13 protein-coding genes and 2 pseudogenes are annotated in these 12,264 nt (G+C 70.7%); 4 read left to right on the plus strand and 11 right to left on the minus strand.

Translation table 11 applies throughout. The features are described 5' to 3' along the window. Positions 1 to 26 precede the first annotated feature (26 nt). The 3 genes and pseudogenes from ACHZD8_RS12240 to ACHZD8_RS12250 form a co-directional block, all read left to right on the plus strand. The gene (locus tag ACHZD8_RS12240) at positions 27 to 1,052 is read left to right on the plus strand and encodes a 6-phosphofructokinase (protein WP_394770703.1); all 1,026 of its coding nucleotides are present in this window, start codon (positions 27 to 29) and stop codon (positions 1,050 to 1,052) included. Positions 1,053 to 1,096: 44 nt separating this feature from the next. Further along, positions 1,097 to 1,489: a DUF1304 domain-containing protein gene (locus ACHZD8_RS12245; protein ID WP_394770704.1), complete on the plus strand. Its 393-nt coding sequence runs from the start codon at positions 1,097 to 1,099 to the stop codon at positions 1,487 to 1,489. Positions 1,490 to 1,615: 126 nt separating this feature from the next. Beyond that, positions 1,616 to 2,071: pseudogene (locus ACHZD8_RS12250) on the plus strand (tyrosine-protein phosphatase); the annotation flags it as partial. A 273-nt stretch (positions 2,072 to 2,344) separates the two neighbouring features. On the opposite strand, the gene hemL reads toward ACHZD8_RS12250, so the two are convergent. The 11 genes from hemL to hemE all read right to left on the minus strand — a co-directional run bounded on the left by hemL (position 2,345) and on the right by hemE (position 11,706). Then, the gene (hemL, locus tag ACHZD8_RS12255; RefSeq protein ID WP_394770705.1) at positions 2,345 to 3,682 is read right to left on the minus strand and encodes a glutamate-1-semialdehyde 2,1-aminomutase; all 1,338 of its coding nucleotides are present in this window, start codon (positions 3,680 to 3,682) and stop codon (positions 2,345 to 2,347) included. Positions 3,683 to 3,713: 31 nt separating this feature from the next. After that, positions 3,714 to 4,697, minus strand: a complete 984-nt coding sequence (gene hemB / locus ACHZD8_RS12260; protein WP_394770706.1) for a porphobilinogen synthase — start codon at positions 4,695 to 4,697, stop codon at positions 3,714 to 3,716. Next, the gene (locus ACHZD8_RS12265; protein ID WP_394770707.1) at positions 4,694 to 5,476 is read right to left on the minus strand and encodes a uroporphyrinogen-III synthase; all 783 of its coding nucleotides are present in this window, start codon (positions 5,474 to 5,476) and stop codon (positions 4,694 to 4,696) included. The genes hemB and ACHZD8_RS12265 overlap by 4 nt, the downstream gene beginning before the upstream one ends. Then, on the minus strand, positions 5,473 to 6,438 hold the full coding sequence (gene hemC / locus ACHZD8_RS12270) for a hydroxymethylbilane synthase (RefSeq protein ID WP_394770708.1): 966 nt from the start codon (positions 6,436 to 6,438) through the stop codon (positions 5,473 to 5,475). The genes ACHZD8_RS12265 and hemC overlap by 4 nt, the downstream gene beginning before the upstream one ends. Continuing rightward, the gene (locus ACHZD8_RS12275) at positions 6,435 to 7,586 is read right to left on the minus strand and encodes a ferrochelatase (protein ID WP_394770709.1); all 1,152 of its coding nucleotides are present in this window, start codon (positions 7,584 to 7,586) and stop codon (positions 6,435 to 6,437) included. The genes hemC and ACHZD8_RS12275 overlap by 4 nt, the downstream gene beginning before the upstream one ends. Beyond that, positions 7,583 to 8,251, minus strand: a complete 669-nt coding sequence (gene hemQ, locus ACHZD8_RS12280; protein WP_394770710.1) for a hydrogen peroxide-dependent heme synthase — start codon at positions 8,249 to 8,251, stop codon at positions 7,583 to 7,585. The genes ACHZD8_RS12275 and hemQ overlap by 4 nt, the downstream gene beginning before the upstream one ends. An 87-nt stretch (positions 8,252 to 8,338) precedes the next feature. After that, positions 8,339 to 8,563 (minus strand): DUF3618 domain-containing protein, encoded by a 225-nt coding sequence (locus ACHZD8_RS12285; RefSeq protein WP_394770711.1) that lies wholly within the window; start codon positions 8,561 to 8,563, stop codon positions 8,339 to 8,341. Beyond that, positions 8,560 to 8,970, minus strand: a complete 411-nt coding sequence (locus ACHZD8_RS12290) for a phage holin family protein (RefSeq protein ID WP_394770712.1) — start codon at positions 8,968 to 8,970, stop codon at positions 8,560 to 8,562. Before ACHZD8_RS12290 ends, ACHZD8_RS12285 begins: the two co-directional genes overlap by 4 nt. A gap of 6 nt (positions 8,971 to 8,976) precedes the next feature. After that, positions 8,977 to 9,291 carry a YtxH domain-containing protein gene (locus tag ACHZD8_RS12295; RefSeq protein WP_394770713.1) on the minus strand — a complete coding sequence of 105 codons (315 nt, stop codon included), beginning with the start codon at positions 9,289 to 9,291 and terminating at the stop codon, positions 8,977 to 8,979. A gap of 74 nt (positions 9,292 to 9,365) precedes the next feature. Beyond that, complete coding sequence (locus ACHZD8_RS12300; protein WP_394770714.1) at positions 9,366 to 10,646, minus strand: protoporphyrinogen/coproporphyrinogen oxidase; 1,281 nt, start codon at positions 10,644 to 10,646, stop codon at positions 9,366 to 9,368. Then, a complete protein-coding gene (gene hemE, locus ACHZD8_RS12305) occupies positions 10,639 to 11,706 on the minus strand; it encodes a uroporphyrinogen decarboxylase (RefSeq protein WP_394770715.1) in 1,068 nt (355 codons plus the stop codon). The genes ACHZD8_RS12300 and hemE overlap by 8 nt, the downstream gene beginning before the upstream one ends. 75 nt (positions 11,707 to 11,781) lie before the next feature. Between hemE and ACHZD8_RS12310 the strand changes: the two are divergent. Beyond that, positions 11,782 to 12,264 (plus strand): annotated as a pseudogene (locus ACHZD8_RS12310) (glutamyl-tRNA reductase); the annotation flags it as partial.

The raw sequence follows: 12,264 nt of genomic DNA on the forward strand, positions 1-12,264 counted from the left end.
CCCCGAACTTGCGGAATGATGGTGCCATGAGCATTGGAATTCTCACCAGCGGCGGAGACTGCCCGGGCCTCAACGCGGTGATTCGGGGCGCCGTCTTGAAGGGCACCCAGATCTACGGGCAGGAGTTCGTCGGCTTCCGCGACGGCTGGCGCGGCGTGGTCGAGGGCGACATCGTCACCCTCGAACGCAAGGACATCCAGGGCATCGCCAAGCAGGGCGGCACCATCCTCGGCACCTCGCGCACGAACCCGTTCGAGGGCGAGGGCGGCGCCGAGCGCATCAAAGAGAACATGGACCGCCTCGGCGTCGACTCGCTCATCGCGATCGGCGGCGAAGGAACCCTCGCCGCGGCCAAGCGACTCACGGATGCCGGAATCAAGATCGTGGGCGTGCCGAAGACGGTGGACAACGACCTCTCCGCCACCGACTACACCTTCGGCTTCGACACCGCGGTGCAGATCGCGACGGACGCCATGGACCGCCTGCGCACCACCGGGGACTCCCACGGCCGCTGCATGGTGGCCGAGGTGATGGGCCGCCACGTCGGCTGGATCGCCCTGCACTCCGGCATGGCGGCCGGTGCGCACGCCATCCTCATCCCGGAGCAGAAGACCAGCATCGACCAGATCGTGGCGTGGGTCACCTCGGTGCGGGACCGCGGCCGCGCGCCGCTCGTCGTCGTCGCCGAGGGATTCCACCTCGACTCCATGGACGACGCCCACTCCGAGCGTGGCCTCGACGCGTTCGGCCGTCCCCGGCTCGGCGGCATCGGCGAGCTCATCGCCCCGATCATCGAGGAGCGCACGGGCATGGAGACCCGGGCGACGACGCTCGGCCACATCCAGCGGGGCGGCACCCCCACGGCGTACGACCGGGTGCTCGCCACCCGCTACGGCATGGCCGCCGTGGACATGATCATGCACTCCCGCTGGGGCCGGATGGTCGCGCTCAGCGGCACGACGATCACCCATGTGGCCTTCGAGGATGCCCTCGGCAAGCTCAACACGGTGCCCCAGTCCCGCTATGACGAGGCCGCCATCCTGTTCGGCTGACGACTACCGCGGGCTCGGCCACGGCATCCGCCATACTTGCGAACATGGCTGCACTCTTCGTGATCGGCCTCGTCTTCGCCGGGCTCGCCGCCCTCGTCCACGTCTACATCTTCACGCTGGAGAGCCTCAGCTGGACGAAGCCGCGCACCTGGAAGATCTTCGGCATCGCGAACCAGGCCGACGCCGACACGCTCAGACCGATGGCGTACAACCAGGGCTTTTACAATCTGTTTCTCACGATCGGCATCGTCGTCGGGATGGTGCTGCTCGCCATCAGCGGCCCTGCCGGTCTCGCGCTGATCTTCATGGGCACGGGAAGCATGGTGCTCGCCGCCCTCGTCCTGATCTCGACCGGGCGTTCGAACGCCCGCTCGGCGGCGATCCAAGGCGTGTTCCCGCTCCTGGGGATCGTCTTCCTGCTCCTGTCGCTGCTGTAGTTCGCCTCGCGCGCCTCGCCGAGGTGCCCAATCCTGCCGGTTTGTCCGCCGATGAGGCGGCAAAAGCGGGCACCTCAGTGGGAAGTGCGGAGGCTACACTCCTGGCCCATGACCTCGAGCCTCGCGATGCCGACGACCTGGGATGGCGCGTTCAACGCCGTCGACCTCGGAGGGCTGCCGCTCGACTCCGGTGGCGTGACCGCGGTCGGCCGGCTCTTTCGGTCCGGTCGGCCCGAGTCGCTGACGGATGAGGGCTGGCGCCAGGCCATTGCGGACGGCGTGCGGCTCGTGGTGGACCTGCGCAACCCGGGCGAGATAGGTCGGGAGCCGCACGATCCGGTCGTCGACGCATCGATGCTGGCGGGAATCCTCCGGCTCAATCGGCCCACCGAGGATCCGGATGACCCGGAGTTCCGTCGCGTCTGCGGCCCCCTGCTCGACAGTCCGGCCTCGTATGCCGACAACCTGGCCCTCTATCCGGAGAAGTTCGCGGCGGTATTCCGCGCGATCGCGGGGGCGGATGGCGCGGTGCTGGTGCACTGCTCGGCGGGACGCGATCGCACGGGTCTTGTCGCCGCCCTGCTCCTTCGGTTGGGTCCGGCGGGTCAACGCCCACCTGTGGACGACGCCGGAACCGCGGCGGGAGGATGCCCACAGCGAAGAAGATCTGCTGCTGCGCATCCGGGACCGCCGGGAGTCTCTCACCGCGTGGCTCGAACCGCTCGATGCAGGCCGCCGTCTCGAATCGATCGGCATCACGCGGACCGAGGTCGCGCGACTCTCGCGGCTGCTCACCGCCCACTGACCGCGCCCCCGCCTCGCGCGGGCGCGAGGCGCGAGGACGCGCCGGGTGGGTCAGGCGGGAGACACGGCGGCGGCGGCGGCGCGAGCAGCGGCGGGCAGGGCATCGAGGATGCGGGAGACCGCCGCGTCGTCGTGCGCGGCCGAGACGAACCAGGCCTCGAACACCGACGGCGGCAGCGAGACTCCCGCGTCGAGCATGGAGTGGAAGAACGGCGCGTAGCGGAACGCCTGCTGGGCCTTCACGTCGGCGTAGTTGCGCGGGGCCGTCGCGGCGAAGGCGAACGAGAACAGGTTGCCCGCGCGCTGCACGGTGTGCTCGACCCCCTGCGCGGCGAGAGCGGCGGAGACCGCGGCGGAGAGCCGGTCGGCCACCGCGTCGAGCTTCGCGTAGACCTCGGCATCCGCGGCCCGGAGGGTGGCGATTCCCGCGGCCACCGCGACCGGGTTTCCGCTGAGCGTTCCGGCCTGGTAGACCGGGCCGAGGGGGGCGAGCCGGTCCATGATGTCGGCGCGGCCGCCGAGCGCCGCGAGCGGCATGCCTCCGCCGATGACCTTGCCGAAGGTGAACAGGTCCGGCTGCCAGCCGGCGCCGTCCGGCACCACTCGGGCGGCCTCGAGGCCCCACCAGCCAGCGGGGCCGACCCGGAATCCGGTGAGCACCTCGTCGAAGATGGTGAGCGCGCCGTTCTCTCGGGCGATGGCCGCGAGCGCCCGGTTGAACCCGCGCTCCGGCGGCACGACGCCCATGTTGGCGGCGGCCGCCTCCACGATGACGGCGGCGATGTTCGGGCCGTGCTCGGCGAAGACCGCACGCACGGCGGCGAGGTCGTTGTACGGGATCACCAGGGTCTGCGCGGCGGTGGCGGCCGTGACCCCAGCGGAGCCCGGCATGGCCAGGGTCGCGAGTCCGGAGCCCGCCTCGGCGAGCAGGGCATCGGAGTGCCCGTGGTAGTGGCCGGCGAACTTCACCAGGAGGTCCCGACCCGTCGCGCCGCGGGCGAGCCGGATGGCGGTCATCGTGGCCTCGGTGCCGGTGGAGACGAGCCGCAGCTTCTCGACGGCGCACTGGTCACCCACCCGCACCCGCTCCCGAACGAGCTCCGCAAGCTCGGTCTCGCCGGGAGTGGACGCCCCGAACGAGAGGCCCTTCGCCGCGGCATCCTGCACCGCCTTGACGACCGACGGATGCGCGTGCCCGAGAATCGCGGGACCCCACGAGCTCACGAGGTCCACGTACTCGCGACCCTCGGCATCCGTGACGTAGGCCCCGCGCGCGGAGACGAGGAAGCGCGGCGTGCCGCCGACCGACCCGTACGCCCGCACCGGCGAGTTGACGCCACCGGGAATCGAGAGCTTGGCTCGCGTGAAGTAGTGCTCGTTCGTGCCCATCAGGTGTTCCGTTCCTTCGGTGCCGGCAGAATCAGGGTCGGCGCAGCCAGTCGGCAAGCTCGGTGGCCCAGTAGGTGAGCACGGCGTCGGCGCCCGCGCGCTTGATGCCGACGACGGACTCCTCGATGGCCCGGCGGCGGTCGATCCAGCCGTTCGCCGCCGCGGCCTCGATCATCGAGTACTCGCCGGACACCTGGTAGGCCCAGACCGGAACCGGGCTCACGGCCGCCGCGTCGGCGAGCACGTCGAGGTAGCTCATGGCCGGCTTGACCATCACCACGTCCGCGCCCTCCTCGACGTCGAGCAGCACCTCGCGCAACCCCTCACGCCGGTTGCCCGGGTCGAGCTGATAGCTGCGGCGGTCGCCCTCGAGCGAGGACTGCACCGCCTCGCGGAACGGGCCGTAGAAGGCCGAGGCGTACTTGGCCGCGTAGCCGAGGATCGCGGTGTCGGTGAAGCCGTTCCCGTCGAGCGCCTCGCGCACCGCGGCGACCTGGCCGTCCATCATTCCGCTCAGGCCGAGCAGGTGGGAGCCAGCGGAGGCCTGCGCGATGGCCATGTCGCGGTAGCGTTCGAGCGACGCGTCGTTGTCGACGCGGCCCCGGGCATCCAGCACGCCACAGTGCCCGTGGTCCGTGAATTCGTCGAGGCAGAGGTCGGTCTGCACGACGAGGCTCGTGCCCACCTCCTCGACCACCGCGCGGGTGGCCAGATTGAGGATGCCGCCATCGTCGGTCGCGCCGGAGCCGATCGCGTCCTTGTGGCTGGGGATGCCGAAGAGCATCACCCCTCCGATTCCGGCCTCGGCGGCCTCGGTGACGGCGCGGCGCAGGCTGTCGAGCGAGTGGTTCATCACGCCAGGCATCGACGTGATCGGAACCGGTTCGCTCACACCCTCGCGCACGAACATCGGCAACACCAGCTCCGACGGGTGCAGCCGGGTCTCCGAGACGAGGCGGCGCATCGCCGGGGTGCTCCGCAGGCGGCGCGGACGGATGGTCGGGCCATCACTCATGCGTGGTGCGTCCTTTCGCCGAGCGCGTGTTCCACGAGCGTCTCGACCAGCGAGCTCGCGGATCGCGACTCGGCGATGAGGTGAACCGTGATGCCGGCGGCTCGCGCGTCGAAGGCGGTGCGGGGTCCGATCGCGGCCACGATCGTGTCGTCGGGCAGCGGCGCGAGCTGCGCCTGCACCTGGCGGGCCACGGAGCCGGAGGTGATCAGCACGGCCCGGATGCGGCCGGAGGCGACATCCGCCGCCACGTGCTCGGACACCGGCACGCCCACCGTGCGGTAGGCGGCCACGAACTCCGCCTCGAGGCCGAGCGCGGTGAGGCCCGCGACGAGGGTCGGCTCGGCGATGTCGGACTGGGGGATCAGCACCCGTCCGCCGATCGCGGAGGCCGGCCACTCCTTGACGAGGCCGCGAGCGGAGTTGTCGCTCTCCGGCACGAAGTCCACCCGGTAGCCCGCGAGCGCGAGGGCCGCGCTCGTCGTCTCCCCCACCGCGGCGATGCGCGTGGTCGGCGGCACGGTCACCTGCTGGCTCATCAACACGTCCACGGTCGTGGCGCTGGTGATCACGAGCCAGTCGAAGTCGCCGCGTTCGAGCCGCTTGAGGGCGTCGGAGAGCGTGCGCGGGTTCTCGGCGCTGGCGAAGTTGATCATCGGCGCGATCACGGGCACGGCGCCGTATGAGCGCAGGGTGGCCGCCACGCTGTCTCCCCATTTGCCGCCTCGGGGAACCATGACCCGCCATCCGGCGAGGGGCTTTCCCGCGCGATGCGGGCTCACGATGCCGCCCCGAGGGGTGCGATGTCGGCGGCACCCAGTTCGAGCAGCTCGTCGGCCACCCGGTCGCCCAGCTCCCAGGGCAGGGCCGCGCGTTCCGCGGCCGATCCCTCGAGCACGAGCGCGTGCGAACTGGTGAGCGAACTCGACCCGTCCGGCGCATAGACGGTGGCCGTGAGGAAGAGCAGCTCGCCGTCGATCACGGCCGAGGCCCCGATCGGTGCCGCACAGCCGGCCTCGAGCCGGGCGAGCACCGCCCGTTCGGCGAACACCGCGAGGCGGGTGGTGGGGTGGTCGATCGTCTTGAGCATCGTCGCGAACGGGGCGGAGTTGCCCTCGCGCACCTCGATGGCGAGCGCGCCCTGCCCAGGGGCGGTGGCCCAGCGACCCAGCTCGAAGAACTCGGTCACGGCGTCGAGCCTGCCGATCCTGGTGAGCCCCGCCGCGGCCAGCACCACGGCGTCCAGCTCGCCGGCCTCGACCTTGCGCAGCCTCGTGTCGATGTTGCCGCGGATGTCGACCACGCTGAGGTCCGGCCTCGAGCCGCGCAGCTGGGCGGCGCGGCGAGGCGAGCCGGTGCCGATCCGCGAACCGGCGGGGAGGGCCTCGAGGGTGAGGCCGTCGCGCGCGCACAGGGCGTCCCTGGCATCCGCTCGCCGGGGCACGGCCCCGATGCGCAGGCCGGGGTAGCCGGCGGTCGGCAGATCCTTGAGCGAGTGCACGATGAGGTCGCACGCCTCGCCGATGAGCGCCTCGCGCAGGGCGCTCGCGAAGACACCGGTGCCGCCGAGGCTGGCGAGGGACTCGGTGGAGTGATCGCCCTCGGTCGCGACCGTCACGATCTCCACCTCACGGCCGGAGGCCTTGGCCACGGCGGCGGCGACCACCCCGGTCTGGGCGAGCGCGAGCGCGCTGCCCCTGGTGCCGATGCGGATGATGTCGCCGGCGGAGGCGGGAGAACTCACGGCTGAAGCCCCGCAACCGCCGGCTTGAATCCGAGTCGCGCGTTTTCGCAGCATCCTGACCGGCACACGTCGTACCAGGGCCCGAGTTCGGTGAGGGCCGGGCGGTCGGCCACGGGGACGGCATCGCGCCGTTCGAGCACGAGATCGACCAGGCCGGAGACATAGGCGGCGTGGACGCCGGGCGTCGGCACCCGGATCGCGAGCACGCCGAGGCTCTGCGCGGTCTCCATCGCCTCGGTGTCCAGGTCCCACTTCACCTCCATGTGGTCGCTCACGAAACCGAGCGGCACGATCACCACAGCGCGGATGCCCGTGGCGGCGAGGTCGCGGATCGCATCGTTCACGTCCGGTTCGAGCCACGGCACGCTCGGCGGACCGGAGCGGCTCTGGAAGACCAGGTCCCAGGCCGGCGCGTCACCCGCGGCGGCGATCACGACTTCGGCGACCGCCCGGTGCTGCGCCACATATGCTCCACCGTCGCCGAAACCCCGGAACGCCGGCCCGCTCTTCGCGGCGTCGGCCTCGGGGATCGAGTGGGTGGAGAACAGCACGTGCGTCTGCTCGAGCGGGATGCCCTGCGCCGCGATCGAGGCGAGCGCACCGCGCACGCCGTCGATGAACGGCTGGACGAACCCGGGGTGGTCGAAGAACTGGCGCACCTTGTCGATCTGGATCACGTCCTCGAGGCCGGTGTCGGCGAGCGCCGCTGCATAGTCCTCGCGGTACTGGCGGCAGCTCGAGTACGAGCTGTACGCGCTGGTGCCGATCGCGATGAGCCGGGTGAACCCGCGCTCGTTCGCCTCCACGAAGGCGTCCTTGAGATAGGGCGCCCAGTTGCGGTTGCCCCACAGCACGGGGAGGTCGACGCCGCGCCGGGCGAGTTCGGCCTCGAGCGCCGCCTTCAGCTCGCGATTCTGCGCGTTGATGGGGCTGACGCCGCCGAACGCGCGATAGTGGTGGGCGACCTCCTCGAGCCGCTCCTCCGGAATTCCGCGCCCGCGGGTCACATTTCGCAGGAACGGGATCACGTCGTCCTGGCCCTCCGGTCCGCCGAAACTCGCCAGCAGGATGGCGTCGTAGGCGGTCGGCTCGGTCACGTGCTCTGGCCCGGAGGCCGCGGCGGGCGTCGCATTGCGCACATCCGTCACTCGAGCACCTCGGCGATCTCCTCGAGCTGGATGCGGCGCCCGCTGTAGAAGGGCACCTCCTCGCGAACGTGGCGCCGAGCCTCGGTCTGGCGCAGCGTGCGCATCAGGTCGACGAGGTCGACAAGCTGCGGGGCCTCGAGCGCGAGGATCCACTCGTAGTCGCCCAGGGCGAACGAGGCCACGGTGTTGGCGAGCACCTGGCGGTATTCCGCCCCCTTGCGGCCGTGATCCGCGAGCATGGTGCGGCGCTCCTCCTCGGGCAGGATGTACCAGTCGTACGAGCGCACGAACGGGTACACGGTGAGCCAGGCCTCCGGCTCCTTGTCGCGCATGAATGCCGGCAGATGGCTCGCGCTGAACTCGGCGTCGCGATGCACGCCCATCGCGTTCCAGGTGGGGAGCAGATTGCGCATCACGTCGCTGCGACGTAGTTCGCGCAGGGCCCACTGGATTGTCTCCGGCTCTCCGCCGTGCAGCCAGACCATGAGGTCGGCATCCGCCCGCAGCGAGGAGACGTCGTAGAAACCGCGCACGGTCACGCTCCGTGCCTCCACGGCCTTCACGGCGTCTCGGAGCGAGTCGAGATCGGTCCCCGCCGGGGTGGATGGATCACGACGGTAGACGGCCCACAGCGTGTAGCCGCTGGGCGTTGGGGTGTTGCTCATGCCGTCTATCCTCTCTCGCCGGTTGGCGAGATCAAAAAGCGGCGCTGCTTTCCTGTGGTGGTGCTGTGAGCGGTGTGACCGGTGCGATTAATCGTCGGAGAATATCGCCCACGCGACGAGTCCGCCGATCACGATTATCGCGCCGGTAGCGCCCGCGATCCAGGGCAGCGGGTTGGCCCGGTACGCGGCCTGCGCGCGGCGCGACAACCTGTTCAGCTGCTTGGGTACGTTGAGCCGGTCTTCGATCTCGTTGAGCGCACTCTCGAGCTCGGCGCGAGCGGTCGTGATGCGGGTTTCGATGGGCTCACTCATGGCTTCTCTCGGATTCCTATGCCCTTGATGGCATTCACGTCTTTCTTCACGCTCGCGATGGTCTCGGTCGGGGCGGGAGGCATCCCCTGCTTGACCTGGGCGACGCCGACACCGACCAGGATGGCCACGATCACCAGGAGCAGGCCGGCGACGATCAAGGCCGCCGCCCAGCCGGGCAGCACGACGGCCAGCCCGAGGATCGCCGCCGCAATGAGCACGGCCATCAGGAAGAACGCGAAAAGGCCGGCGGCGACGAAGAGCCCGACGCCGACGCCCGCGTGCTTGAGCTTCTCGAGCATCTCCCGCTTGAGCTGCTCCAACTCGTCCTTGACGAGTTCGGCGAGCAGCCGCGGCAGGTCGGCGATGAGCGCGAACAGTGATCGTCTGGTGCGGTCCTCGTCACCCATGATCGTCTACTTCGCGGTGTCGGTGCTGGATGCGGCCGACTGCTTCGCGGCGGCCGGGCGCGTCGTCGAGGCCTTCGCTCTCGCGGGCCTGCCGCTCACCTGGTTGACGACCTTCTTCGCGCCCTCGGCGAGAAAGTCGGCGACCTCGGGTGCCTTGTCTTTCGCGAAATCCTCCGCCTGCTTCACCTGGTGCTGCACGCGGGGGTCATTCCACAGGCGGCGGGTGGCCTTCTTGATCTGCTCGTAACGCTCGCGGCCGGCCCGGGTGCCGAGCACGTATCCCGCGGCCAGTCCGACGAGGAAGAGTAGTTTGCCTCGCATGAATGCTCCGTTCCGTTGTGCGCCAGCGCCGAGGCGCTCCATAGGGGTACGCCCTCCACAGTAGACCCCAGCGGCTAGGGCTTCATTCCTTGCAGCAAACGTTCAGCTTGGGCCCGCGCGTGGGCGATCACGCCCGCCAATCCGGTGCCGGCCACCCCCTCGCCGACGACCGTCACCCCGTCGATCGGAGCCGGTGCAAGCGGCACGGGTGCCCACCCCACCGCCGAGAATCCGACGACCGAACCCGGGGGTATGGGCACGTCGAGCAGCACGGAGGCATCGGCGACTGCCCGGTTCTCGAGCGCGCCGGCCGCGAGGCCGTCGACGAGCCGTGCCTCGTAGGAGAGCCGGACCACGTGCCGGTGTTCGCCGGCCAGGGCGGCCAGCCACGGCCACTTCGCCGTCGCGTGGGTGAGCGCCTTTGCGCGGATGCCGGGGGCGCCGGCTGCGACGAGCACTCCGGTGCCCCGCGGCGCGGCATCGAGCTCCGCGCTTTCCAGCACGAGGGTAGTGAGCAGGATCGAGGGGGCGGTCTCCGCTCCAAGTGGCGCGGCGAGCACCACCCGCCGGGCGTCGATCCGTTCGCCGTCGTCGCCGGCGAGCGTCACGCCGCCGGCATCGACCGCCGAGACCACCGCCCCGGTGCGGATCACGACCCCGCGACGGCGCAGGTCGGCCGCCAACGCCTCGACGAGCGAGTAGATGCCGCCCTCGATTCCCGAGACGGCGGTGCCGGCCGGTGCGGCATCCCGCAGCCTCAGCACCGCGTGGGCGAGCGAGCCCGCGCCGCGCAGCGCGCTGCGGAGCCCGGGCGCCACTACGTCGACGTCGAGCTCGTCCGGATGCCGGGAATGGATGCCGATCACGACCGGGGCCACGAGGCTGTCGACCACGCCGTCCCCCATCCGGCGCCGCACGAGGGCGCCCAGGGTGCGTTCCTTCGCGGCCACGGCGCTCGGCATGAGTTCGTCGAGCTGGGCCCGAAGGGCGGCGCGCATCCCGACGACCGCGATCACGTCGGCCGCGAGCGGGGTGCCCGGGATGCCGAGGAGCGCCGTCTTGGGCAGGGGGAGCGCCGCTCCGGTCGCGGGCTGCAGCCACGCGCCCGCCGGGTTCGGCTGAACGATCGCCGGCTCGAGCCCGAGTTCGGCGGCGAGTGCGGCGACGGTTCCCTTCCGGGTGGCGAAGCTCTCGGCCCCCGCGTCCAGCTCGAGGCCGCCGACCGTGTGCCTCGCCACCTTGCCGCCGAGCCGGTCCGTCGCCTCCAGCAGGGTCACCGACAGGCCCCCGGCGGCGAGGTCGCGTGCCGCCACGAGCCCCGCCATCCCGCCGCCGACGACAACGACATCAGGCATGGGCATTCCAGCCATGCGCGAGCTCCACGATGCGGGTGAGCACATCCGGGTCGGTCTCCGGAGGCACTCCGTGACCAAGATTGAGCACGTGGGCGCTCGCGGCGCGTCCCCGCTCGATCACGTCGAGCACGTGCCGCTCCAGCACCGGCCACGGAGCGGCGAGGAACGCGGGGTTGATGTTGCCCTGCAGGGGAACATCCGAACCGAGCCGCCGCGACGCCTCGTCGAGCGGGATGCGATCGTCGACCCCCATCACGTCGGCACCGATCGCGTGCATCGATCGGAGCAGCTCCCCGGTGCCGACGCCGAAGTGCACGACCGGGATGCCGAGGTCCTTCACATGCGAGATCGCCTGGGCCGAGAACGGGGCGACGCGCGACTCGTAGTCGACGACGGAGAGCGACCCGACCCACGAGTCGAAGAGCTGCACGGCGCTCGCCCCCGCGAGCACCTGGGTGCGCAGGAAGGCACCGGTGACGTCAGCCGCCCAGCCGAGCAGGGCATCCCAGGCGGCGGGGTCGGCGTGCATGAGGGTGCGCGCGCGCAGGTGATCCTTGGACGGGCCGCCCTCGACCAGGTAGGCGGCGAGGGTGAATGGGGCCCCGGCGAATCCGATGAGCGGGGTCGTGCCAAGCTCGGCGACAGTGCGTGCGACGCCTTCGATGATGGGGGCGAGGGCGTCCGGGTCGAGGGGGCGGAGGGCCGCGACATCCGCTGCACTGCGGATCGGAGCGCCGAGCACCGGACCGCGGCCCGGCACGATGTCGACATCGACTCCGGCCAGCTTCAGCGGCACGACGATGTCGCTGAAGAAGATGCCCGCATCAACGCCGTGGCGTCGCACCGGCTGCAGGGTGATCTCGCTCGACAGCTCGGGGTCGAGGCAAGCGTCAAGCATCTTGGTGCCGACCCGCAGGGCGCGGTACTCGGGCAGCGAGCGACCGGCCTGGCGCATGAACCACACCGGCGTGGTCGACGGACGATCACCGCGATAGGCCCGGATGAGCGGCGAATCAGCCGTGCGGCCGTCTATCAGGGGATGACTGGCTGGGAGGTTCACGTGATTAAGTATGGGCGAGTGGGCTGGGAGTGCCGTCCGCTGAGCGACCTCTGCTTCCAGACGTAGGCTGTGGTAGTGCTTCTGTGTCTGTCCGCCAACCATCGCAACGCGAGCTTCGAGATTCTCGAGAAGCTCTCGATCGGTGCGCCCCAGGCGGCCGGCACCCTGGTGAACGACGGCGATTTCGTGTCGGGCGCCGTCGTGCTCGCCACCTGCAATCGATTCGAGGCGTACCTCGAGATCGATGAGCCGCTCACCGCGGCGACCGCCGTCGCGCTGGAGAACACGGTGCAGGTCATCAGCGCGGCGAGCGGAATCGACCCCGCAGCGCTTCGTGACACACTGACCGTGCTCAGCGGCGACGCCGTGGCCGAACATCTCTTCTCGGTGAGTTCCGGGCTCGAGTCGGTGATCGTCGGGGAGGATGAGATCTCCGGACAGGTGCGTCGGGCCCTCGAGCAGGCGCGCGCGACCGGCACGACATCCTCCGGTCTCGAACGGCTCTTCCAGAAGGCGGCCAACACCTCGCGCGAGGTGAAGAACCAGACCGCGATCGGC

The sequence above is a fragment of the Lacisediminihabitans sp. genome, from assembly GCF_043726815.1.
Classification (GTDB): domain Bacteria; phylum Actinomycetota; class Actinomycetes; order Actinomycetales; family Microbacteriaceae; genus Lacisediminihabitans.